The organism is Streptomyces sp. NBC_00210, assembly GCF_045160975.1.
In the GTDB taxonomy this organism is placed as follows: domain Bacteria; phylum Actinomycetota; class Actinomycetes; order Streptomycetales; family Streptomycetaceae; genus Streptomyces.
The window spans coordinates 2619644-2642788 of sequence record NZ_CP108120.1 but is presented as its reverse complement, the minus strand read 5'-3'; the positions used below and the strand labels follow the sequence as shown (position 1 = coordinate 2642788).

The window sequence follows — 23145 nt, the reverse complement described above, 5'->3', positions numbered from 1 at the left end:
CCTAGCCGCACCCCGCCGGCGCCCGTTATGCCGTGAAGAACTCGGTCAGCAGCGGCGCCAGCACGTGCGGCGCCACCTCGTGCGTCTGGCCGGTGAGCGTGTGATGCCGGCCGTGCGGCAGGCACTCCGACACCGCGCCGGCCGCGTCCCGCAGCCAGTCCGGGCTCGCGCCGCCGTCCACGACCATCACGCGCTGGGCGACCGTACGCAGCTGCTCGACCGGCACCCGGCCGTCGCCCAGCACCTCGTGGTCGTAGGGGAGGGTGTGCGCCACCGCTTCCAGCCCGGCCCACATCGGCGCCTGACGCATCCCTTCGACCGCCTCCGGCGGCATCCCGGTCCCCGCCAGGAAAAGCGCGAGCGCGTCGCCGGGCCGCCCCTGCTCCACCAGCTCACGCAGCCGCGCGGACTGGGCGGCGCGTCCTTCATAGGCCGCCGGGTCGGTCGTGAACGGCGGCTCGTACGCCGAGAGCTGGGTGATCGCCAGCCCGGCCGCGGCCGCCTTCAGGACCAGCGCCGCGCCCGACGACATGCCGTGCACCGAGGCACTGCCGCCGGCCGCGGCGATGACGGCGGCGAGATCCTCGATCTCGCGCTCCACGGCGTACGGAGCGGTGTCACCGCTCGCGCCACGGCCGCGCCGGTCGTAGGTGAACACGCTGAAGGCCGGGGCGAGGAGCCCGGCCAGCGGCGCATCGCTCGCGGCGGTGCACAGCGCACCGCCGACCAGAACCACCGGCGGCCCGTCGCCCCGCTGGTCATACGCGATGAGGGTGCCGTCACCCGACTTCGCCTTGTTCAGTGCCCTGTTCGTGTTGTCCATAAGAGTGCTGACCGTCGCTCTGCGCGGAACTCATCGCCCGGGCACGAGATTCTTCCCGTCAGTCTTCGAACCTCGGTCAGTCTTCGAACCTCGGTCAGTCCTCGCCCCTCGGTCAGTCCTCGACGACCTCGGTGTCGTAGAAGCAGAAGTGCCCCTTGATCTCGGCGACATCGTCGATCGGCTCGAGGTAGGCCCAGACCAGATCGAGTGCGTCCGGCAGGGACCAGTAGGAGGCATCGCCCTTGAAGGGACAGTGGGTGTGGTGCCCGGAAGGGGTGAGCAGTTCGGTGCGTACGTCCTCGGGCGGGAGGTAGTACCGGACCGGCAGGCCCGTTTCGCGCAGCAGGAGGGGCCGCCTGCTCTCCGCCAGCACCTGACCGTCGCGCACGACGCGCACATGGGTCGTGCCCGGCTCCACCGTGATGCGATGTCCACCGCGTGTCTGTGTCATGGCAGTCACAGCGTCGGCGGGCGCCTGTGTTGTTCCCGGCCCGCACTGCCGTACCTGCGCCGTACGGTGCAGCTGGGACGCTTTCTGCCGCCGCCACTGACTGACCTGGTGTTCTTCGCTCAGGACGGTGTCTCGGCGCTCGCCCACCTGGAGGAGTCCGCAGGAGTGCAGTAGTGCGAGCATGTCCCGTATGGCTACACATCTGATCACCGGGGCAGGCTCCGGCATCGGCGCCGCCGTCACGCGCCGCCTGCACGAGCGCGGCGACGAGCTGATCCTGCTGGCGCGCGACGCCGGCCGCGCCAAGGAACTCGCCGCCCAGTACGAGGGCGCCCGTACCCTCGTCGCCGACCTCTCGGATCCGGACCGCATCTCCCGGTCGCTCGGCATGCAGCCGATGCCGGACCACCTCGACTCCCTTCTGCACATCGCGGGCATCGTCGACCTGGGCCCGATCGCCGAGCTGCGGCCCAGGACCTGGCACCAGCAGCTCAACGCCAACCTGATTTCGCCCGCTGAACTGACCCGGCTTTTCCTGCCCCAACTACGGGCCTCCCAGGGCCATGTGCTGTTCGTCAACTCGGGCGCGGGACTCAAGGCCCATGCGGAATGGGGCGCTTACGCCGCCTCCAAGCACGGCCTCAAGGCGCTCGCCGACTCGCTGCGCGAGGAGGAGCACCCGGGCGGCGTGCGCGTGACCTCGGTCTACCCGGGCCGCACCGCCAGCCCGATGCAGGCCAAGGTGCACTCCCAGGAGGGCAAGGAGTACGACGCGTCCCACTGGATCAGCCCGGAGTCGGTGGCCATGACGATCCTGACGGCGCTGGACCTGCCCCGGGATGCCGAGATCAACGACCTGACGGTGCGGCCGGGACGATGAACGCATTCCCCTGGGGCCCCGCCACCGGCGTCGGGTCCATGCCCGGCGGTGACGCCCGCGAGGCCGCCAAGACCGTCGCCGGTTCCGTCGAGGACTTCCCCCACCTGCCCGAGCTCCCTGCCCGTGGGCCCGGCGCCGACATGATCGGGCGCAGCATCGGGCTGCTCGTCGAGATGTACGCGCATGTCGAGCCCAGCGGCTGGCGGATCAGCGACCGGCCGGGGCGCGACACCCGGCGCGCCCACTCCTGGCTCGGCGAGGACCTCGACGGGCTGGAGGAGTTCACCCAGGGGTACGAGGGCGCGCTGAAGGTACAGGCGGTGGGCCCCTGGACGCTCGCCGCCGCGCTGGAGCTGCGGGGCGGCGAGGCCGCGCTGGGCGACCCCGGCGCTGTGCGGGATCTCGCGGGCTCGCTCGCGGAGGGGCTGCGGTCACATCTGGCGGACGTACGCCGCCGGGTGCCCGGCGCCCGCGTAGTGCTTCAGCTCGACGAGCCGTCGCTCACCGCCGTACTGCGCGGCCAGATCAGGACCGCCAGCGGGTATCGCACGCACCGGGCGGTGGACCGCCAGATCGTCGAAGGCACCCTGCGGGATGTGATCGGCGTGAGCGAGGATCCGGTCGTCGTCCACTCCTGCGCGCCGGACGTGCCCTTCGCGCTGCTGCGCCGGGCCGGGGCCGCGGGCGTCTCGTTCGATTTCGGATTGCTCACCGAACGTGACGATGAACAGATCGGTGAGGCGGTCGAGGGCGGTACCAAGCTGTTCGCGGGCGTCGTGCCGTCCGCCGACGCTCCATTGTCAGACCCTGCCGGTAGCGTCATGGGTGTCAGGACGCTGTGGCGCAGGTTGGGGCTGAATCCGGGGACTCTCACCGAGTCCGTCGTGATCACCCCGTCGTGCGGCCTCGCGGGTGCCTCGCCCGCGTACGCACGCGCGGCGCTCGCCCACTGCGTCCGGGCCGCGAGATCGCTCGCAGACAACCCTGAGTAACGGGAGGACGAGACGGTGGCTGTCGAACAGCAAGGGTCTGTGCCCGCCGAGGCACGGGAGAAGCATGCCCAGCTGGCCGAGCAGGTCGAAGAGCACCGCTTCCGGTACTACGTGAACGCCCAACCGGTCATCAGCGACGCCGAGTTCGACAAGCTGCTGCGCGAGCTGGAGGCGCTGGAGGACACCTATCCGGAGCTGCGTACGCCCGACTCGCCGACCCAGAAGGTCGCCGGGCAGTACGAGACGGAGTTCGGCGCGGTCGAGCACCGCGAGCGGATGCTCTCCCTCGACAACGCCTTCGAGGAGGCGGAGCTCACCGCCTGGGCCGAGCGCATCGCGCGTGACCTCGGCTCGCAGGAGTACCACTTCCTGTGCGAGCTCAAGGTCGACGGCCTCGCCGTGAACCTGACGTACGAGAAGGGCCGGCTGACCCGCGCGGCGACCCGGGGCGACGGCCGCGTCGGCGAGGACATCACTCCCAATGTCCGTACGATCGCGGACATCCCGGACAGGCTGCAGGGCGAGCGCATCCCGGATCTCGTGGAGATCCGCGGCGAGGTCTACTTCCCGATGGAGAAGTTCGAGGAGCTCAACGCCCGCCTGGTCGAGGCCGGTGACAAGCCCTTCGCCAACCCGCGCAACGCCGCGGCGGGTTCACTGCGCCAGAAGGACCCGAGGGTCACGGCGACCCGCCCGCTGCGCATGGTGGTGCACGGCATCGGCGCGCGCGCGGGCTTCGGCATCGAGCGCCTGTCGGGGGCCTACGACCTGCTGCGCGAGTGGGGCCTGCCCACCGCCCGGCACAACAAGGTCGTGGACTCGCTGGAGGCTGTACGGGAATTCATCGCCTACTTCGGCGAGCACCGCCACTCGGTGGAGCACGAGATCGACGGTGTGGTCGTCAAGCTCGACGAGATTCCGCTGCAGGGGCGGCTCGGCTCCACCTCGCGCGCGCCGCGCTGGGCGATCGCATGGAAGTACGCCCCGGAGGAGGTCAACACCAAGCTGGTCAACATCCGCGTGGGTGTCGGCCGCACCGGGCGCGTCACGCCCTATGCGCAGGTCGAGCCGGTCACGGTCGCCGGCTCCGAGGTCGAGTTCGCCACCCTGCACAACCAGGACGTGGTCAAGGCCAAGGGCGTGCTGATCGGCGACACGGTGGTGCTGCGCAAGGCCGGCGACGTCATTCCGGAAATCCTCGGTCCGGTCGTGGATCTGCGGGACGGCAGCGAGCGGGAGTTCGTGATGCCGTCCGAGTGCCCCGAGTGCGGGACGGCGCTGCGGCCGATGAAGGAGGGTGACGTCGATCTGCGCTGCCCCAACGCCCGCTCCTGCCCGGCCCAGTTGCGTGAACGTCTCTTCTATCTGGCCGGCCGCAAGTCGCTGGACATCGAGAACTTCGGCTATGTGGCGGCGGCCGCGCTCACCAAGCCGCTGGAGCCGCCGACACCGCCGCTGACCGACGAGGGCGATCTGTTCGACCTCACCATCGAGCAGCTGCTGCCCATCGAGGCGTATGTCCTGGACCAGGACAGCGGACTGCCCAAGCGTGACCCGAAGACCGGTGAGGAGAAGGTCGCCAGGGTCTTCGCCAACAAGGAGGGCGAGCCGAGGAAGAACGCCCTGGCGATGCTGGAGAACATCGCGGCGGCCAAGGAGCGACCGCTGGCCCGGATCATCACGGGCCTGTCCATCCGTCATGTCGGCCCGGTCGCGGCCGAGGCGCTGGCCCGCGAGTTCCGGTCGATCGATCGGATCGAGCAGGCCACCGAGGAGGAGCTGGCGGCGGTCGACGGAGTGGGCGACATCATCGCGGCCTCGGTCAAGCAGTGGTTCGCGGAGGACTGGCACCGCGAGATCCTGCGCAAGTGGCGGGCTGCGGGCGTCCGTATGGAGGAAGAGGGCGCGGGCGAGGACGAGGGGCCGCGGCCACTGGAAGGACTCACCGTCGTCGTCACCGGCACCCTGGAGAACTACACCAGGGATGGCGCAAAAGAAGCCCTCCAGAGCCTCGGAGCAAAAGTGGCCGGTTCCGTTTCGAAGAAAACGGCCTTTGTCGTGGTCGGGGACAACCCCGGTTCCAAGTACGACAAGGCGATGCAGCTGAAGGTGCCGGTTCTGGACGAGGACGGTTTCGTCGTACTCCTCGAACAGGGCCCGGATGCGGCACGTGAGGCCGCTGTGCCTGCAGAGGCGTAACGGAGGGGGCGTGCGCGGGGCTTGGGAGGGGCTCGTACAGGGAGCCGGAGGGGGCGCACGGGACGGGAATCGGACGCGGGTTTCGGCCCTTGAACGACCGGTACAGGTCACCCGTTCAGCGCATACCAGATGGATAAGGGTGGCCGGGTCGCATTCGGGCAAGAGCTGTAGAGCGCTGCCCGTCCGAGCCCCCTGCGGCCTACTGTTGAGATGTGCGCCTGTCGTGCACGGCTGCGTGGTGGGATTTCAGTCGTGGTGGCATGACAACGGGAGCCATCGCGAGGCATCGGCACCGCCGGCTGTGAGAGGGACGGGAATGAAACCGACCGAGAGCACCGCCACGGTCTCACGGCCGCGTGGATTCGCGGCCCTTGCCGGCCTGACGCCGGGTCTGCCCGTCGCCGCCGTCGTATGTGCCGCCGTCCTGCTCACCCTTGGCGTCGTCAGCACACTCAGGGAAGGCCAGTCGCTGTTTCCCGGCGCCACGGTGGGCTGGTCGCTCGCCGTCCTCACCGGGATCATCGTCGGGCATCTGGTCGCGCTCGGCCGGGACCGCTGGTGGGGCGGCACCGGCTCCGGCGCCGCCCTGACCCTCGCCGTCCTGCTGCTCTTCGGCTGGGTGCCTGCCGGACTGGTCAGCCTGGCCGTCGTGGCCCTGGTCGGCGCGGCCCGCCGACACCGCTGGCGCCAGGGCGTGTTGCACGGCTCCGTGGACATCATCGGCATCGGCGCCGCCGCCCTCGTTCTGGCCGTCTTCTCGGTGGAGCCGAGCGTCGAACAGCCCTGGTCGCCACTCGAATGGAGTATCGCGGCCGCACCGGGAGTCGTCCTGGCGGCCACCGCCTATCTCGCGGTGACCCGGCTGCTGCTGTGGTATGTGCTGGCTCCGCAGGGCGGCGGCCTGCCCACCGTCGCCCGTACAGCCCTGCTCAGGCAGGGTCTCGTCGCGGTCGCTCTGCTCGGCATCGCCCCGCTGATCTGCGTTGTCGCGGTCGCCCTGCCGCTGATGCTGCCGCTGTTCGCGGTGCCGCTGATCGCGCTGGACTCCACGCTGTGGATCGCCCGGGCCAGAGCCGAGGAGCAGCTGCGCGACCCGCTGACCGGGCTGCCGAACCGGCAGTGGCTCCTTGAGCGGACCTGGGCGGCTCTGGAGGACGCGGAGGGCAGCGGTGCGCGTTCGGCTCTCGTACTGATCGACCTCGACCGCTTCCGTTCCGTCAATGACACGCTCGGCCATCTCGCGGGCGACCGGCTGCTGTTGCAGATAGCCGACCGGCTGCGACTCGCGCTGCCGCGCGGCGCGGAGGCGGCCAGGCTCGGCGGCGACGAGTTCGCCGTACTGCTCCCGACCGCAGACTCCACCACCAGCGCCCAGCGCGTCGCCCGGCATCTGGTGGCCGAGCTCTCCTCGCCGCTCGACCTCGACGGGCTCACCCTCGTCCTGGAGGCGAGCGCCGGCGTCGCCGTCTTCCCCGAGCACGCGCTGGACGCGGAGGGGCTGCTGCGGCGCGCGGACGTGGCGATGTACCAGGCGAAGCGGGACCGTACGGGCGTGGAGGTGTACGAGTCCAAGCGGGACAGCAACACCCCCGACCGGCTCGGCCTGCTCGGCGATCTGCGCCGGGCTCTGGACGCCGGCGACGTGGAGCTCCACTACCAGCCCAAGGTGCGCTTCGACGGTCATGTCGCGGGACTCGAGGCACTGGTCCGCTGGGTCCACCCGGAACGCGGCCGGGTGCCCCCGGACGAGTTCATCGCCATCGCCGAGTCCTCCGGTCTGATGCCGCATCTGACGGAGTACGTGCTCGACACGGCTCTCGCCCAGGTGGCGAAGTGGCGCGCGCAGGGCCTGAACGTCCCGGTCGCCGTCAATGTCTCGCCGCGCGACGTCCACACCCCCGGCTTTGCCGGATCCGTCGCCGCCCGCCTCGCCCGGCACGGCGTCCCGGCGGGCTCCCTGCAGCTGGAGATAACGGAACACGTGCTGCTCGAGGACCCGCAGCGGGCCGCCGACACCCTCGCGGGGCTGACCGACCACGGCGTGAAGATGTCGCTGGACGACTTCGGCACCGGGTATTCCTCCCTGGTGCATCTGCGCCGTCTCCCCGTCAGCGAGCTCAAGATCGACCGCTCCTTCGTGGCCCGGCTGGCCGTCGACACCGAGGACGCGGAGATCGTCCGTTGCACCGTCGACCTGGCGCACTCGCTCGGCCTGATGGTGGTCGCCGAGGGCGTCGAGGACGACGAGACCTGGGAGCGGCTGCGCGATCTGGGCTGCGACGCAGTGCAGGGCTGGCTGGTCGCGGCCGCGATGCCGCCGCAGGAGACCACGGCGTGGCTGCGGGCCAGGGGCGAGCGCGGCTGGCACCGCCCGGCGGAGCTGCCCGCCGCGTCGGATGCGGACGAGCCGTCCGGCCAGGTCGTTCCCTGACGCTTTTGTGCACCGCGGATGCCGGGAAAGGGCCCGGTCCGAGGCCGGTGCAGGGCCAGCTTTGACGCGGGTGCAGGGCCAGGTTCGAAGCCGGGGCAGGGTCCGGTCTCATAACCGTTTCGTGGGCAGGGGCCCCGGCCCCATAGGATTGGGGCCAAACACACACACTCACCCCTGAGGATCGCTGCATGCCTGGCATTACGCGCGAGGAGGTCGCCCACCTCGCCCGGCTGGCGCGTCTGGAGCTGTCCGGCGACGAGCTCGACCACTTCGCCGGACAGCTCGACGACATCATCGGCGCGGTCGCCCGCGTATCCGAGGTCGCCGACCAAGACGTACCCCCGACCTCGCACCCGCTGCCGCTGACCAATGTCATGCGCGCGGACGAGGTCCGTCCGTCGCTCACCCCCGAGCAGGCGCTCTCCTGCGCCCCGGCCCAGGAGCAGCAGCGTTTCAAGGTGCCGCAGATCCTGGGGGAGGACTAATCACCATGACGGACATCATCAAGCTCACCGCGGCCGAGATCGCGGCGAAGATCGCCGCCGGCGAGCTCACCGCCGTCGAGGTCACCGAGGCCCATCTGGCCCGGATCGAGGCCGTCGACGAGAAGGTGCACGCCTTCCTGCACATCGACCGCGAGGGCGCGCTCGCGCAGGCCCGCGCCGTCGACGCCAAGCGCGAGGCGGGCGAGAAGCTCGGCCCGCTGGCCGGCGTTCCGCTCGCGCTCAAGGACATCTTCACCACCGAGGGCATCCCGACCACGGTCGGCTCCAAGATCCTCGAGGGCTGGATCCCGCCGTACGACGCGACCCTGACGCGCAAGCTGAAGGAAGCCGACGTCGTCATCCTCGGCAAGACCAACATGGACGAGTTCGCCATGGGGTCGTCGACCGAGAACAGCGCGTACGGGCCGACCGGCAACCCCTGGGACCTGACCCGGATCCCCGGCGGCTCCGGTGGCGGATCCAGCGCCGCCCTCGCTTCGTACCAGGCCCCGCTCGCCATCGGCACGGACACCGGCGGCTCGATCCGCCAGCCCGCCGCCGTCACCGGCACGGTCGGCGTCAAGCCCACCTACGGCGGGGTGTCCCGCTACGGCATGGTCGCCTTCTCGTCCTCCCTGGACCAGGGCGGCCCCTGCGCCCGTACGGTCCTGGACGCGGCCCTGCTGCACGAGGTCATCGCCGGTCACGACCCGCTCGACTCGACATCCATCGAGGCCCCGGTCCCGCCGGTCGTCGAGGCCGCGAAGAACGGTTCGGTCGCCGGCATGCGCGTCGGTGTCGTCAAGCAGTTCCGCGGCGAGGGCTACCAGGCCGGTGTCGTGCAGCGCTTCGACGAGTCCGTCGCGTTGCTGCGCGAGCTGGGCGCCGAGATCGTCGAGCTGGACTGTCCGTCCTTCGACCTGGCGCTCTCCGCGTACTACCTGATCGCGCCGTCCGAGTGCTCCTCCAACCTGGCCCGCTTCGACGCCATGCGCTACGGCCTGCGGGTCGGCGACGACGGCACGAAGTCCGCCGAGGAGGTCACCGCGCTGACCCGTGAGGCGGGCTTCGGCGACGAGGTCAAGCGCCGCATCATGCTCGGCACGTACGCGCTCAGCTCCGGCTACTACGACGCGTACTACGGCTCCGCGCAGAAGGTGCGCACACTCATCACCAGGGACTTCGAGAAGGCCTTCGAGCAGGTCGACGTGATCGTCTCGCCGACCACGCCGACCACCGCCTTCCCGATCGGCGAGCGCGCCGATGACCCGATGGCGATGTACCTCGCGGACCTGTGCACCATCCCGACCAACCTGGCCGGCAATTCCGCGATGTCGCTGCCCTGCGGCCTCGCGCCGGAGGACGGCCTGCCGGTCGGACTGCAGATCATCGCCCCCGCCATGAAGGACGACCGGCTGTACAAGGTCGGCGCGGCCGTCGAGGCGGCCTTCGTGGAAAAGTGGGGCCACCCGCTGCTCGAGGAGGCTCCGTCGCTGTGAGTAAGGCACTGACCAAGGCCAAGGGCTTCAAGAAGTCCAAGACCGGGACGTATCTGTCGATCGGCACCACCGCCTTCGGTGCGATCAGCGTCGCCAAGCAGGCCAAGAAGGCCCGCAACGAGGGCGACACGCTCCGGCTGATCGACGCCGTCATCTCTGCCGCCGCCATCGCCACCGGCGTCGCACTGCTCGTACGCGAGCTGAAGCGCCTGGGCGACGACGACGTCCTGCTGGGTTGAGAGGGAAAGTTTCACCGTGACCGTCACTGAACTGGTGTCGTACGAGGACGCCCTCGCTGCCTACGACCCCGTCATGGGCCTCGAGGTCCATGTCGAACTCGGCACCAAGACCAAGATGTTCTGCGGCTGTTCGACCGAGCTGGGCGCCGAGCCCAACTCGCAGACCTGCCCGACCTGTCTCGGCCTGCCCGGCTCGCTCCCGGTCGTCAACGAGATCGCCGTCGAGTCGGCAGTCAAGATCGGCCTCGCGCTGAACTGCGAGATCGCCGAGTGGTGCCGCTTCGCCCGGAAGAACTACTTCTATCCGGACATGCCGAAGAACTTCCAGACCTCGCAGTACGACGAGCCGATCGCCTTCAACGGCTATCTGGACGTCCAGCTGGAGGACGGCGAGGTCTTCCGTGTGGAGATCGAGCGCGCGCACATGGAGGAGGACACCGGCAAGTCGACACACGTCGGCGGTGCCACCGGCCGAATCCACGGCGCGTCCCACTCGCTGCTGGACTACAACCGCGCCGGCATTCCGCTGATCGAGATCGTCACCAAGCCGATCGAGGGCGCGGGAGAGCGTGCGCCGGAGGTCGCCAAGGCGTACGTGGCCGAGCTGCGCGAGCTCATCAAGGCGCTCGCGGTCTCCGAGGCGCGCATGGAGCAGGGCCAGATGCGCTGCGACGTGAACCTTTCGCTGCGCCCGCACGGCGTCGTGAAGTTCGGCACGCGCTCCGAGACGAAGAACGTCAACTCCCTTCGTTCGGTGGAGCGTGCGGCCCGCTTCGAGATCCAGCGCCATGCCGCGGTGCTCTCGTCCGGCGGCACGATCGTGCAGGAGACGCGTCACTTCCACGAGGAGGACGGCTCCACGACGTCGGGCCGGGTGAAGGAGGAGGCCGAGGACTACCGGTACTTCCCGGAGCCCGACCTCGTCCCGGTGGCCCCCGCGCGCGAGTGGGTCGAGGAGCTGCGTGCCTCTCTGCCCGAGCTGCCGCGGGTGCGCCGGAACCGGCTGCGCGAGGAGTGGGGCATCTCCGAGCACGACATGCAGTCGATCCTCAACGCGGGTGCGGTCGACCTGATCGTCGCCACGATCGAGGCGGGCGCGGATGCGGCGTCCGCGCGCAAGTGGTGGACGGGTGAGCTGGCCCGCCGCTCCAACGAGGACGGTGTCGAGCTCGCCTCGCTCCCGATCACGCCGGCGCAGGTGGCCCGGGTGGCCGAGCTGGTCGCTGCCGGAGACCTCAACGACAAGCTGGCCCGTCAGGTCATCGAGGGCGTCCTCGCGGGCGAGGGCGACCCGGACACCGTCGTCGAGAAGCGCGGCCTGAAGGTCGTCTCGGACGAGGGTGCGCTCGGCGCTGCCGTCGACGAGGCGATCGCGGGCAACGCGGCGATCGCCGACAAGATCCGTGGCGGCAAGGTCGCGGCGGTCGGTGCGCTGGTGGGCGCGGTCATGAAGACGACCCGCGGCCAGGCGGACGCGGCGCGTGTGAAGGAACTGATCCTGCAGAAGCTGGGCGTCGAGGGCTGACGCGAGGCGCTTGCGGGCAGACGGAGGCGGCTTGCACCGGAAGGTGCGGGCCGCCTCTGCTGTGGGCGGCGGGACCGCGTTCCTGTGGGGCGGCCGACCGGGGTTCCTGGGGGCGGCGGGCGCGGGCCTCCGTCGAGCGCTGCGGCCATCTGTACGTCCGGCGCGCTGTACGTCCGGCGCTCGGCTCGCGCTGTATACGGCACCGGATCGGCGGCCCGCCGCGGCCGGGGTCCGCGGTCCGGCTATGCCGGGGCACGCGGTCGGCGGCCCGCGTTCCGCACGATGTCGCGCTTGCGCGTCCGGGCTGCGTGACGACCGCGTCCGCACAGCATCGGCCTCGCGGTCCGCTCAGTGGCGTATGCCCAGGCCCGGGAGCCACAGCTCGCCGCGGTCCTTGCAGCTCGCGTCCCTCGCCCGCAGTTCGTCCGGCTCCTTCGTGCCGCGGGCCCGCAGTTCCGTGATGGCCAGGTGCGCCACCGCGGAGGCCTCCTGGCGGTCCGGCTCCGGGAAGTCCGTCTGCCACCAGCCGCGGTCGCGGGACTGCCAGCCGCGTGAGTGCATCAGCTGCGCGCGCTCCGGGCTGTCCTCGCCGTCGCGGTCGTCGACCGAGATGTGCAGCCCGTCCTCCAGGGCGTACGAGATGAGCAGCTGCCGGCCGCGGTCAGCCGAGCTGTACACGCTGAAGCTCGCCCAGTCGTCGCCGACCTGAACGGCAAGCTGCTCCACCCACGCCGCGAGGAGCAACTCCAGCGCGCTCTGGAAGTGTTCGAGGCAGGACGCCAGTCGGCCGCCGGGCAGTTCGATGGGGCGCTCGCCCGGACCGCTGCGGTCCAACTGCCAGGTGTACGGCAGCAGGTCGAAGTCGTACGGCTCGCTCGCCGACCACGCGCCGCCCCACTCGAACGACCGCCGCTCATCGCCTTCCAGGGCGTCCGTGTGGTGGACCGACAGCTGGGCCCGGTGGTAGGAGCCCGCGAGCAGGACCACCCTCCTGCAGTCCCGCCAGCGGACGTTGGGGCCCTCCGCCGAGCCGCCGTACAGCGTCGGCTCGCCGATCCGCGCCACTATCGCGCCGTACACCTGACGAAACGCCTCCCGCCGCTCGCGCAGCGAGGCCCCCGGCTCGTAAGCGAGCACCTGGACAGGCTCACTGCCGAAGTAGAGATCGGGCGCGTCATGGAACGCCAGGGCGAACTCCGCGGCGTCGCCAAGCGAAAGCATCGGTTGGTTGGTCCCCGTGTTTTCCATGTCACTCATCGTGCCAGCCGCCACCGACAACGCCTGCTGCTCGCTTGGGGATTTACGCCTCTGGAACCTGCAGGGTCGAGTTCAGGACAGATTCAGGACAGATTCAGGACAACGGCGCAAGGCGTCGCAGACATCGTTGTCGCCCAACGGCCGCCGGACCCCGGTCCGCACCGTTAGGACTCCTTGTACGAGCACTTGGACGTTCACCACCGCGCCGTCCACGGGTCTTCCCGAGGCCACCCGGCCTGATTACGTTCCCGGGCAGCAACAGCGGATTCGGGAGGATCACTTGGCCACGGACATGTCACGGCGGCGTCTGCTCGCACTCGGTACAGGCGCGATCGGCGCGGCGGCCGGGTCGCTGCTGCCGCCGTCACTGCAGGCCGCGCTCGCCGCCGAGCCCGCATCGGGCGGGCTGCGTGCGGTCAAGCACGTGGTGATCCTCATGCAGGAGAACCGATCCTTCGACCACTACTTCGGAACGCTCCGCGGCGTACGGGGCTTCGGTGACCGCAATGCCGTCGAGCTCCCCTCCGGCAAGCCCGTCTTCGAGCAGCCCGGCCCGCTCGGCGGCACCGTGCTGCCCTTCCCCGTGCGCGACGCCGCCGAGGCACAGAAGCAGGACCTCCAGTACATAGGCGCCCTCGACCACTCCTGGAAGGGCGGCGCGAAGGCCTGGCGCAACGGCTGGATGGACGGCTGGGTCTCCGCGAAGACCGCCGCGACCATGGCGTACTACGACCGCCGCGATCTGCCCCTGCACTACGAGCTCGCCGACACGTTCACCATCTGCGACGCGTACCACTCCTCGACCCACACCTCGACGAGCCCGAACCGCAACCATCTGTGGAGCGGCAAGACCGGCTTCGAGGCGAACGGCGACCGGGCAGTCGGCAACGACGCGTACGACGAGGGCACGCACCCCGGCTACGACTGGGGCACCTACGCCGAGCGGCTCGAGAAGGCCGGCCGCAGCTGGAAGACGTACACCGAGTGGGAGAACTTCACCGACAACCAGATCGAGTTCTTCACCACCTTCAAGGCGATCGCCCGCAAGGCGCTCGCCAAGACCGGTGGCCACACCTTCATGGAGTCGTTCTACGCGGCCGTGCGTGACACGACGGACAGCGCGGAGCGCGACCGGCTGCTCGGTCTGCTGGAGGCAGGCGTCGCCACGCTCGACACGGCGGAGCGACAGCTCTTCGAGCGCGGGCTGCGGCGTGTGCCCACCGGCACGCTCGCCGAGGAGTTCGCCAAGGACGTGGCAGCGGGCACGCTGCCCGAGGTGTCGTATCTCGTGCCCTCCGCGGTCGACTCCGAGCACCCGAGCGTGTCCTCGCCGATCCACAGCGCGACGATCGTCTACAAGGTGCTCGACGTGCTCGGCTCGCACCCCGACGTATGGCGGCACACCGTCGTCCTGATCAACTACGACGAGAACGACGGCTTCTTCGACCACGTTCCGCCGCCCGTGCCGCCCGCCGACAACCGGGACGAGCGCTGGCAGGGGCTGCCGACCGGGCTCGGCATCAGGGTGCCGATGCTCGTCGTCTCGCCCTGGTCGGTCGGCGGCCATGTCTGCTCCGAGGTCTTCGACCACTCCTCGGTGATCCGGCTGCTGGAGAAGTGGACGGGCGTCGAGGAACCGAACATCACCCCCTGGCGGCGCGCCGTCACCGGCGATCTCACCTCGGCCTTCGACTTCCGCCGCGGCAGGCCCCAGCCCGAGGTGGAGCAGCCGGGCGCGATACCGCCCTTCACGGGACGCTGGCGGCCCGTGCCGCCGAAGGTGCAGCAGATGCCCGTACAGGAGGAGGGGATCCGTCCCGCGCGGCCGCTGCCGTACCAGCCCGATGCGCACGGCAGGGTCAGGGGCGACGTCTTCAGCGTCGAGCTCAGCAACAGCGGGCGCGCGAGCGCGCACTTCGCTCTGTACCCGTACGCCGGTGAGTTCCCCGTTCCGCAGCACAAGGACGTAAGGGGCAGGGCGCAGTGGTCGGTGCCCCTTACCGGGGCCACGGGAGGCACCGGGGGCGCGGGGGACGCGTACCACTTCACGATCACCGGGCCGAACGGCTTCCGCCGCGAGTTCGCGGGCAGCGCGGGTGGTCCGGCGGAGGTCGCCACCTCCATCGACCACCATCACCGCGATCTGCACCTCACGCTTCGCAACGAGGGCAGCAAGCCGGTCACGTTCACCATCCGGCCGCTGGCCTACGTCGACGAGGCCGACCTCCACGACTGGACCCGCACCATCACGGTCAAGGCGGGCCGCAGCCGCACCGTCGTGCACTCGGCGGCCGACGCGCACGGCTGGTACGACATCGAGGTGACCGCCGACCGGGACGAGAGCTTCCGGCGCCGTCTGATGGGTCACATCGAGAACGGGCGGGCGAGCGTGTCGGGCTGAGTCCCGGACGGAAAGAGCGCAGGCAACGAGCGGTGCGCCGGGGTCCGCAGCCCATGTCCCGGGCTCTGGCGCAGCGCTGTGAGTAAGCCCACGAAACGGACAAAGGATCACTATTGACTGCCAGAGTGTCTCTTTGTAGGTCATGAGTTCTTTGCGGGCTGTTCCCGGTCAAAGATCCACGAACCACCCAGGGAGCACGCACGTTGGCAGCAATCGCCCGGTGGTGCATCAAGCACCGCCTTGTAGCCGTCGTGCTCTGGCTCTTCGCTCTCGGCGGCGTCGCGACCGCGGCGGGAGTCGCGGGATCGGCCTACTCCAACGACTACGAGGTCCCGGGCACCGAATCCGGCCGCGCCGCGGCCCTCCTGGAGGAGGGCTTCCACGGCCAGGGCGGCGACAGTGACACCATCGTGTGGCACACGGACACCGGCAGCGTCCGCGCCGACGGCATCCACCAGCGGATGTCCGGGATGCTCCACGAGGTCGCCGGGCTCGACGGGGTCGCCTCCGTCGTCAGCCCGTACGGCAACGAGGGCGCCGGCCGGACCAGCCCCGACGGGCACACCGCCTACGCCACCATCACCTTCGACCAGCAGGCCGACAACGTTCCCAAGGCGCAGGCCGAGGCGGTCGTCGCCACCGCGAAGGCAGCCGAGAGTGACGGGCTCCAGGTCGAGCTGGGCGGCAGCGCCATCGCGCCGACCGAGGGGTCGAGCGCGCATGTGGCCGAGATCATCGGCGTGGTCGTCGCCGCTGTCGTCCTCTTCCTGGCCTTCGGCTCTCTCGCCGCCAGCCTGCTGCCCATCGCCACCGCCCTCGTTTCGGTCGGCACCGCCTTCGCGGGCATCGTGCTCCTCGGGCATGTGATGACCGTGGCCGACTTCGCCCCCATGCTCGGCATGCTGATCGGGCTCGGCGTCGGCATCGACTACGCGCTGTTCATCGTGACCAGACACCGCAAGGGCCTGCGGCGCGGACTGCCGGTGGCGGAAGCGGCCAGGGACGCCGTCGCCACCACCGGCCGTGCCGTGGTCTTCGCCGGCGCCACCGTCTGCATCGCGCTGCTCGGCATGCTCATCCTGCAGCTCAGCTTCCTCAACGGGGTCGCGATCGCGGCCTGTCTGACCGTCGTCCTCACCGTGGCTGCCTCGGTGACCCTGCTGCCCGCGCTGCTGTCCTTCATCGGCATGCGGGCGCTCAGCAGGCGTGAGCGGCGCCGGCTCATCGAGCACGGTCCGCAGCCCGAGCTGCCGACCGGCTTCGCCGCCCGCTGGTCCGCCTTCGTCGAACGCCATCCGAAGCTGCTCGGAGCCGTCGCCGCGGTGGTCATGCTGGTGCTGGCCCTGCCGACGTTCTCGCTCCACCTCGGCACCTCGGACCAGGGCAACGGCCCTTCATCGGCGACCACCCGCCAGGCGTACGATCTGCTGGCGGAGGGCTTCGGCCCGGGCGTCAACGGCCCGCTCACCCTCGTCGCCCATCTCGACGGCGCCGACGACCGGCTGGCCATGGACAAGCTGCCCAACGCCCTTCGGGGCGCCGATGGCATCACATCCGTCGGCCCCGTCACGTACAACGGCAGCGGCGATACGGCGGTGCTCACCGCCGTACCGGACTCGGCACCCCAGTCGAAGGCGACCAGTGAGCTCGTCGACCATCTGCGCGACGACGTCCTGCCCGCAGCGTCGGACGGCACCTCCCTCCAGGTGCACGTCGGCGGTGTGACGGCGAGCTACGACGACTTCGCCGAGATCATCGTCGGCAAGCTGCCGCTCTTCGTCGGCGTTGTCATCGCGCTCGGCTGTCTGCTCTTGCTGCTGGCCTTCCGCTCCATAGGCATCCCGCTGAAGGCCGCGTTGATGAATGTGGCCGCCGTCGCCTCCTCCTTCGGGATCGTCGTCGCGATCTTCCAGTGGGGGTGGGGCAGCGAGTTTCTCGGTCTCGGCCGGGCGGGCCCGATCGAGCCCTTCCTCCCGGTGATCATGGTCTCGGTGCTCTTCGGGCTCTCCATGGACTACCAGGTCTTCCTGGTCAGCCGGATGTACGAGGAGTGGCTGGAGACGGGCGACAACCGGCGGGCGGTCCGGGTCGGCCTCGCCGAGACCAGCCGTGTGATCAACTCCGCGGCCGTGATCATGATTTCGGTCTTCGGGGCCTTCGTCCTCAGCGGCGATCGGGTCATCGCGATGTTCGGCATCGCACTGGCGGCGGCGGTCGCCCTGGACGCCTTTGTACTGCGTACGCTCCTGGTGCCCGCCCTCATGCACATGCTGGGCGGCGCGAACTGGTGGCTGCCGCGCTGGCTGGACCGGCGGCTGCCGCGGATCAGCATCGAACCCCCCGAGTGCCGTGTGCATGCGAAGATCCCTGGGCAGCGCGCGAGCGAGGACGGGCAGCTCGTGCCGTAAACGGGCCGGCTCGTGCCGTAAACCGGCCGGAGGAGAACGATGTTCGCGATATCACTGGGCGACGGAGCGGAACTGCGCCCCCTTGAGCCGTGGCAGGCCGAGGAGTTCCTCGCCCATATGGACCGTGGGCGGGAGTTCATCGGCGAGTACATCGCCTTTGCGGCGGCTGCCGCGGATCTCGAATCGGCGCGTGCCCTCCTCCAGTCGTACGCGGACAAGCAGGCCGCGGACGCGGGTCGGATCTACGGGATCTGGCTCGACGGGACCCTCGTCGGCGGTGTGCTCTTCCGGATCTTCGAACCCGCTTCGGGCAACTGCGAGGCGGGCTGCTGGCTGGAGCCGTCCGCTGCCGGGCGCGGTCTGGTCACACGGGCGGCACGGGTGCTGATCGACTGGGCCGTGGAGCAGCGCGGGATGCACCGGGTCGAGTGGGTGGCCGCCTCGGCGAACACCGCGAGCATCAACGTCGCGAAGCGGCTGGGGATGACGCGGGAGGGGGTGCTGCGGGAGAACTATCTCTACCGCGGCGTGCGGCACGACATGGAGGTGTGGTCGGTGCTGGCGCCTGAGTGGCGGGAGCTGCGGTCGCAGACCGGTCGTTAAGCGGAATCTCAGACAGGCCACCTAGCGTGCGGCGCATGAATCCCACCGAGACCAAAGAGACCACCGACACGACCGCGCCGGACGAGGCTGCGGAGGCGACCGACACGAGTGCCGAGCCCACATCGGACGGGCACGACGGGCAAGCCACCGACACCGACCAGGCAGAGCCGGCGGAGAGCGGTTCGGACGACGCAGAGGAGACGCCCCGCGCCTCCTCGGGCCTCGGCTCAGCCGCCGCCGGCGTCGTCGCGGCCGGTCTGGGTGTCGTGGCCCTCAGCGGCAGCTGGGTCGGTAGGGTCGCCGCCGAGCGGCAGACGCTGATCGGCCAGATCAAGACCTCGCAGGGCGGCACCCCGGCCCAGCAGATCTCGGCGGTCTACGGCGACGCCTGGCACACCACCGCCCTGACCAACGGCATCTTCGCGCTCCTCGCCCTGATCGTCGGCGCCGCCGTGCTTGCCCTGCCGCAGAAGGCCGGCTGGGTAAGGGCATTCGCCGTGGCCGGTGTCGTGCTCGGCGCCCTGGGGATGATCGTCTCCGCCGGGATGTATTTCGACCTCTTCCTGGCACTGCCCAGTACCGGCTCCTGAGCCGCCGGCGGGCTGAAATCCGTTGGTGCGCCTGTCCGCCGGGTGCTGCACTGAGCGGATGGATCATGACGAGGTGCTCGGCCTGTTCGACCGGCAGCTGCGGCAGGGCGTGAGCGCCGACGACCCGGGAGCCGGGGTCGAACGGAGCGGCGACGTGGTGCGCCAGGGCGGCGCCGACGGCGAATGGAACGGCGTCGTCTGGTCCGGCCTGGACGCGGCCACGGCCGACGCGGCGATCGCCGAGCAGGTGCGGCACTTCACCGCCCTGGCGCGCGACTTCGAGTGGAAGCTCTACGCCTACGACCAGCCCCACGACCTCGGCGCGCGGCTGCGGGCAGCAGGCTTCACGCCCGAGCCCGAGGAAACCCTGATGGCCGCCGAGATCCGCGACCTGCCCACCGATGTGGAGCTGCCTGAGGGCATCCGGCTGGAAACGGTCACCGACCCGGCGGGCGTGGAACTCCTCGCGGACGCACACGAGCAGGCCTTCGGCACCAGCAGCTCCCGGCTGCGGGAACAACTCCTCGCCCAGCTGGCGCGGACCCCGGACAGCGTGTTCATGACCGTCGCGATGGCCGGGGACCAGCCGGTGAGCGGCGCCCGGATGGAGCTGCACCCGGGCACCGACTTCGCCAGTCTCTGGGGCGGCGGCACCGTGGCCGCGTGGCGCGGCCGCGGCATCTACCGGGCCCTGATCGCTCACCGCGCCCGCCTCGCCGGCGCGAGCGGCTACCGCTTCCTGCAGGTCGACGCCTCCAGCCGGAGTCGGCCGATTCTGTCGCGGCTGGGCTTCGCCGCGCTGAGCATCACCACGCCGTACGTATACGAACACCGATCCCGGCCCGACCAGCGGCCCTAAGGCCCCTCGGCCGGGGGCCTTAGGGCGTGGGCGCACGACTCCACGGGCGTCTAAGGACCCCGCGGCCGCGAAGATGCGGAATGCTCCCGATGTGGCAGACCCCCCTGGGGAACGAAAGTTGAGGCATCGCAAGACGCCAAGACGATTCACCACCAGGGAGTACGAGATGTTCCAGAACCAGATCCACAAGATCCGCCAGGCCGAGCTCATCCGTCAGGCCGAGGTGGAGCGGCTCGCGCGGCAGGTGCGCAAGGCCCGTCGTGCTGCCAGACGAGCGGCCAAGGAATCAGGAGAGGGTCCGGTGAGTTCGGACAACTCCGGCTATGCACGCGCCGCGTAAGCCGACGGGACCTCCCGTGATGACTGTCATCCCGATCACCGGTGCCGCGTTGTCAGAGGGCTGTGCGATGCTCGGCGACGTGGAGACCAGGTCAGTAAGCCCGGTGTTCGTCGGCCGCGCCGGCGAACTGACCGCGCTCACCAGTGCGCTCGCCCGCGCCGCAGCGGGCGAGCCGCAGCCGTTGCTCGTCGGCGGTGAGGCCGGAGTCGGCAAGACCCGGCTCGTCGAGGAGCTGCTCGCCGAGGCGTGCCGCCGTGAGGCCGTCGTCGCGGTCGGCAGCTGCGTCGAGATCGGCGCGGACGGGCTGCCGTTCGCACCCTTCTCGACCGCGCTGCGCGCGCTCCACCGGCAACTGCCCCAGGAGCTCGCCGCGGCCGCCGCCGGGCAGGAGGACGAGGTGGCGCGGCTGCTGCCGGAGCTGGGGGAGACCCCGCGCGGCGAGCGCGGCCGGCATGACGAGGAGGGCACGGCCCGCCTCTTCGAGCTGACCGCGCGGCTGCTTGAGCGCGTTGCCGCGGACCGCACGGTCGTCCTGGTCCTCGAGGACATGCACTGGTCCGACGCGTCCACGCGCCACCTGCTCGCCTATCTCTTCCGCACGCTGCGCCGCGGCCGACTGGTCGTGATCGCGACCTACCGCTCGGACGATGTCCACCGGCGCCACCCGCTGCGGCCGTTCCTCGCCGAGCTCGACCGGATGCGCACCGTCCAGCGCATCGAGCTGACCCGCTTCAACCGCGCGGAGGTCCACCGCCAGATGGCCGGCATCCTGGCCGTCGAGCCCGAACCGGCCATGGTGGACCGGGTCTTCCAGCGCTCGGACGGCAATGCCTTCTTCGTCGAGGAGCTGGCCTGCAGCATCACTGACGACGGCTGCTCCAAGGGCCTGCCGGACACGCTGCGCGACATCCTGCTCGTCCGCATCGAGGCGCTGCCGGAGGACGCCCAGCGGGTGTCTCGCATAGTCGCGGAGGGCGGCTCGACCGTGGAGTACGGTCTGCTGTTCGCCGTCGCCCGGCTCGGTGAGGACGACCTCATCGAGGCGCTGCGGGCCGCTGTGGGGGCGAACATCCTGCTGGCCACGCCCGACGGGGGCGGCTACCGCTTCCGGCACTCCCTCGCACGCGAGGCCGTCAGTGACGATCTGCTGCCCGGTGAGCGCTCCCGGCTCAACCGGCGGTATGCGGAGTCGCTGGAGGCCGATCCGTCGCTCGTCCGGGACGAAGAGCGGGCGATGCGGCTTGCGACGTACTGGTACCACGCGCACGACGCCGCCAAGGCGCTGCCCGCCGTGCTGCGCGCCTCCGTCGAGGCGCGCCGACGCCACGCATACTCCGAGCAACTGCGGCTGCTGGAGCGGGCGATGGAACTGTGGGACGGTGCGCCCGATGAGGTGCGGGGCGAGCTGCGGCCCGTCGACTACGCGGAGGCGTATCCGCCGTGCGGCTGCGACAGCTGCGATCCCGCCACCACGCCGCTGCGCTTTCTGGACCTGATGGCGGAGGCGGCCGTCGCGGGCCGCCTCAGCGGTGAGCGGGAACGCGCACTGAAGATCACCAAGCGCGGGCAGCGGCTGGCGGAGGCGGATGACGACGCGTTGCGCGCCGCCTGGTTCTCCGTCCAGCGCTCCCTGCTGGTCTCGTCGCTGGGTCGTGGCGACGGCTGGGCAGAGCTCGCCGCCGCACAGGAGCTGGTGCGCGGACTGCCGCCGTCCGCTGTCCACGCGGAGGTGCTCGCGGAGGCTGCGGGCTGGGGCATGGTGCACGACCCCGGACCCGGGAGCCTGGCAACCGCCGAGCTCGCCGTGGAGTACGCGCGCATGGTCGGCCTGGAGGACAACGAACTGCGTGCCCGCCTCACCCTCGGCAGCCTGATGGTCGACGCCGGCCACGTCGACGAGGGGCTCACGGAGATGTACGCGGTCAAAGAGCGGGTCGTCTCCCTCGATCTGCCCTCACTTGTGGGGCGCACCCATGTGAATCTGCCGTCCGTGCTGGAGGGGATCGGCCGCTCGCAGGAGTCCGTGGCAGTCCTCACCGAGGGGGTCGAACTCTCCCGCAACTACGGCCTGTTGGACACCGAGGCGTGGATCCTGAACAACCTGGCCGAGTCCTACCAGTCGCTCGGGCGCTGGGACGAGACAGCCGAGGCCACGGACCGGGCGGCGCGGATCGCGCTGAGCCCCAAGCCCCGGGGGTACGCAGCGATCCGGTGTGCCGAACAGGCCCTGGCCCGGGGCGATGTGGCGAAGGCGTCGGAGCATCTGAAGGCGGCGCGAGAGCACTTCGGACCCAATGACCCGATGCCGCAGACCAACCTCCCGATGCACACGCTTGCGCTGGGCATCGCGGCGGCACAGGGGCGTGTGCTGGATGCGCGGGCGGAGTTCGAGCGGGCAGCGAGCGAGGGCTTCCCGCCGGGCACCCAGCGGTACGCGTGGCCGCTGCTGCGGGCCGCGGCCACGCTGGAGGCGGACACACGCGGCCTGCCCATAGCGGAGACGGGCCGCACCGAGGCGCTCGAACGGATCCGTAAGGCGGCGACAGGGCTTGTCACCGCGGTGCCGGTGTGGGTTGCCCATGAGCGCTGGGTTCGCGCCGAACTGCTGCGCGCGGGCGGTGAGGACACGGCCGTCGACTGGGCGGAGGCGGGCGCGGCCTTCGAGGCGGTGGAGCGCCCGTACGACCTGGCGAGGGTCCGTCACCGCTGGGCGGAGGCGCTGCTCCAGTCGGACCGCGCTGTCGCGGGGGATCTGCTGCGCCAAGCGGCCGCGACGGCGAAGAAGTTGGGCGCGCGTCCGCTGTCCGAGGACATCGCCCTGCTGGCCCAGCGCGCCCGCATCTCCCTGATGGACGCCCCCACCCCTCCGGCCGCCGCCCCAGCACAGGGCCCGGCGCTCGGCCTGACCCGCCGCGAGGAGGACGTGCTGCGCCTGGTGGCGGCGGGTCGCAGCAACCGTCAGATCGCACAGGAGCTGTTCATCTCCCCGAAGACCGCGAGCGTCCACGTCTCCAACATCCTGTCCAAACTGGGCGTCTCGGGCCGCGGCGAGGCAGCAGCGATGGCCCACCGGCTGCGCCTGTTCCAACCCTCGGACGACCCGACCCCTCACGCCGCGGCCTCGGCCTGACGACGCACCGGGGTCGCCCCGCCCCGGCCCCGC

18 protein-coding genes are annotated in these 23145 nt (G+C 70.6%); 15 read left to right on the top strand and 3 right to left on the bottom strand.

The window, feature by feature from the left end; all coding sequences use genetic code 11:
- Positions 1–25 precede the first annotated feature (25 nt).
- Both OG729_RS11795 and OG729_RS11790 read right to left on the bottom strand, forming a co-directional pair.
- Positions 26–823 carry an alpha/beta fold hydrolase gene (locus tag OG729_RS11795; RefSeq protein WP_405805902.1) on the bottom strand — a complete coding sequence of 266 codons (798 nt, stop codon included), beginning with the start codon at positions 821–823 and terminating at the stop codon, positions 26–28.
- Between the two features lie 112 nt (positions 824–935).
- A complete protein-coding gene (locus OG729_RS11790; protein ID WP_405805900.1) occupies positions 936–1274 on the bottom strand; it encodes a DUF427 domain-containing protein in 339 nt (112 codons plus the stop codon).
- 190 nt (positions 1275–1464) lie between these two features.
- On the opposite strand from OG729_RS11790, the gene OG729_RS11785 reads away from it, so the two are divergent.
- The 8 genes from OG729_RS11785 to gatB all read left to right on the top strand — a co-directional run bounded on the left by OG729_RS11785 (position 1465) and on the right by gatB (position 11524).
- Positions 1465–2154, top strand: coding sequence for an SDR family oxidoreductase (locus tag OG729_RS11785; protein WP_405805898.1), 690 nt, complete (start codon positions 1465–1467; stop codon positions 2152–2154).
- Entirely contained in the window at positions 2151–3146 is a 996-nt protein-coding gene (locus OG729_RS11780) for a methionine synthase (RefSeq protein WP_405805897.1), read from the top strand. Before OG729_RS11785 ends, OG729_RS11780 begins: the two co-directional genes overlap by 4 nt.
- A 15-nt stretch (positions 3147–3161) precedes the next feature.
- The gene (gene ligA, locus OG729_RS11775; protein ID WP_360881184.1) at positions 3162–5345 is read left to right on the top strand and encodes an NAD-dependent DNA ligase LigA; all 2184 of its coding nucleotides are present in this window, start codon (positions 3162–3164) and stop codon (positions 5343–5345) included.
- A 316-nt stretch (positions 5346–5661) separates the two neighbouring features.
- Complete coding sequence (locus OG729_RS11770; RefSeq protein ID WP_405805895.1) at positions 5662–7776, top strand: putative bifunctional diguanylate cyclase/phosphodiesterase; 2115 nt, start codon at positions 5662–5664, stop codon at positions 7774–7776.
- Between the two features lie 188 nt (positions 7777–7964).
- Positions 7965–8261 carry an Asp-tRNA(Asn)/Glu-tRNA(Gln) amidotransferase subunit GatC gene (gene gatC / locus OG729_RS11765; protein ID WP_360881180.1) on the top strand — a complete coding sequence of 99 codons (297 nt, stop codon included), beginning with the start codon at positions 7965–7967 and terminating at the stop codon, positions 8259–8261.
- Positions 8262–8266: 5 nt separating this feature from the next.
- Positions 8267–9760: an Asp-tRNA(Asn)/Glu-tRNA(Gln) amidotransferase subunit GatA gene (gene gatA, locus OG729_RS11760; RefSeq protein ID WP_405805893.1), complete on the top strand. Its 1494-nt coding sequence runs from the start codon at positions 8267–8269 to the stop codon at positions 9758–9760.
- Positions 9757–9999, top strand: a complete 243-nt coding sequence (locus tag OG729_RS11755; protein ID WP_360881176.1) for a hypothetical protein — start codon at positions 9757–9759, stop codon at positions 9997–9999. The genes gatA and OG729_RS11755 overlap by 4 nt, the downstream gene beginning before the upstream one ends.
- A gap of 16 nt (positions 10000–10015) precedes the next feature.
- A complete protein-coding gene (gene gatB / locus OG729_RS11750) occupies positions 10016–11524 on the top strand; it encodes an Asp-tRNA(Asn)/Glu-tRNA(Gln) amidotransferase subunit GatB (protein WP_405805892.1) in 1509 nt (502 codons plus the stop codon).
- 348 nt (positions 11525–11872) lie between these two features.
- Here gatB and OG729_RS11745 read toward each other — a convergent pair whose 3' ends face one another.
- Positions 11873–12781: a hypothetical protein gene (locus tag OG729_RS11745; RefSeq protein WP_405805891.1), complete on the bottom strand. Its 909-nt coding sequence runs from the start codon at positions 12779–12781 to the stop codon at positions 11873–11875.
- Positions 12782–13061: 280 nt separating this feature from the next.
- Here OG729_RS11745 and OG729_RS11740 point away from each other — a divergent pair, with 280 nt between their 5' ends.
- The 7 genes from OG729_RS11740 (at position 13062) to OG729_RS11710 (ending at position 23112) form a co-directional block, all read left to right on the top strand.
- Positions 13062–15182, top strand: a complete 2121-nt coding sequence (locus OG729_RS11740; RefSeq protein ID WP_405805890.1) for a phosphocholine-specific phospholipase C — start codon at positions 13062–13064, stop codon at positions 15180–15182.
- Positions 15183–15385: 203 nt separating this feature from the next.
- Positions 15386–17590 (top strand): MMPL family transporter, encoded by a 2205-nt coding sequence (locus tag OG729_RS11735; RefSeq protein WP_405805888.1) that lies wholly within the window; start codon positions 15386–15388, stop codon positions 17588–17590.
- Between the two features lie 39 nt (positions 17591–17629).
- Complete coding sequence (locus OG729_RS11730; protein WP_405805887.1) at positions 17630–18193, top strand: GNAT family N-acetyltransferase; 564 nt, start codon at positions 17630–17632, stop codon at positions 18191–18193.
- Positions 18194–18228: 35 nt separating this feature from the next.
- Positions 18229–18783 (top strand): hypothetical protein, encoded by a 555-nt coding sequence (locus OG729_RS11725; protein WP_405805886.1) that lies wholly within the window; start codon positions 18229–18231, stop codon positions 18781–18783.
- 58 nt (positions 18784–18841) lie between these two features.
- Positions 18842–19642: a GNAT family N-acetyltransferase gene (locus OG729_RS11720; RefSeq protein WP_405805884.1), complete on the top strand. Its 801-nt coding sequence runs from the start codon at positions 18842–18844 to the stop codon at positions 19640–19642.
- A gap of 166 nt (positions 19643–19808) precedes the next feature.
- Positions 19809–19982: a hypothetical protein gene (locus OG729_RS11715; RefSeq protein ID WP_405805882.1), complete on the top strand. Its 174-nt coding sequence runs from the start codon at positions 19809–19811 to the stop codon at positions 19980–19982.
- A 19-nt stretch (positions 19983–20001) separates the two neighbouring features.
- Positions 20002–23112, top strand: coding sequence for an AAA family ATPase (locus tag OG729_RS11710; RefSeq protein ID WP_405805880.1), 3111 nt, complete (start codon positions 20002–20004; stop codon positions 23110–23112).
- The last annotated feature ends 33 nt before the right edge of the window (positions 23113–23145 follow it).

Coding starts and splice junctions, on each gene's coding strand:
- OG729_RS11725 (WP_405805886.1), top strand. CDS start 18,229: ATGAATCCCACCGAGACCAAAGAGACCACCGACACGACCGCGCCGGAC.
- OG729_RS11790 (WP_405805900.1), bottom strand. CDS start 1,274: ATGACACAGACACGCGGTGGACATCGCATCACGGTGGAGCCGGGCACG.
- OG729_RS11715 (WP_405805882.1), top strand. CDS start 19,809: ATGTTCCAGAACCAGATCCACAAGATCCGCCAGGCCGAGCTCATCCGT.
- OG729_RS11710 (WP_405805880.1), top strand. CDS start 20,002: ATGACTGTCATCCCGATCACCGGTGCCGCGTTGTCAGAGGGCTGTGCG.
- OG729_RS11770 (WP_405805895.1), top strand. CDS start 5,662: ATGAAACCGACCGAGAGCACCGCCACGGTCTCACGGCCGCGTGGATTC.
- gatA (WP_405805893.1), top strand. CDS start 8,267: ATGACGGACATCATCAAGCTCACCGCGGCCGAGATCGCGGCGAAGATC.
- OG729_RS11785 (WP_405805898.1), top strand. CDS start 1,465: ATGGCTACACATCTGATCACCGGGGCAGGCTCCGGCATCGGCGCCGCC.
- OG729_RS11780 (WP_405805897.1), top strand. CDS start 2,151: ATGAACGCATTCCCCTGGGGCCCCGCCACCGGCGTCGGGTCCATGCCC.
- OG729_RS11795 (WP_405805902.1), bottom strand. CDS start 823: ATGGACAACACGAACAGGGCACTGAACAAGGCGAAGTCGGGTGACGGC.
- gatC (WP_360881180.1), top strand. CDS start 7,965: ATGCCTGGCATTACGCGCGAGGAGGTCGCCCACCTCGCCCGGCTGGCG.
- OG729_RS11720 (WP_405805884.1), top strand. CDS start 18,842: ATGGATCATGACGAGGTGCTCGGCCTGTTCGACCGGCAGCTGCGGCAG.
- OG729_RS11730 (WP_405805887.1), top strand. CDS start 17,630: ATGTTCGCGATATCACTGGGCGACGGAGCGGAACTGCGCCCCCTTGAG.
- OG729_RS11745 (WP_405805891.1), bottom strand. CDS start 12,781: ATGAGTGACATGGAAAACACGGGGACCAACCAACCGATGCTTTCGCTT.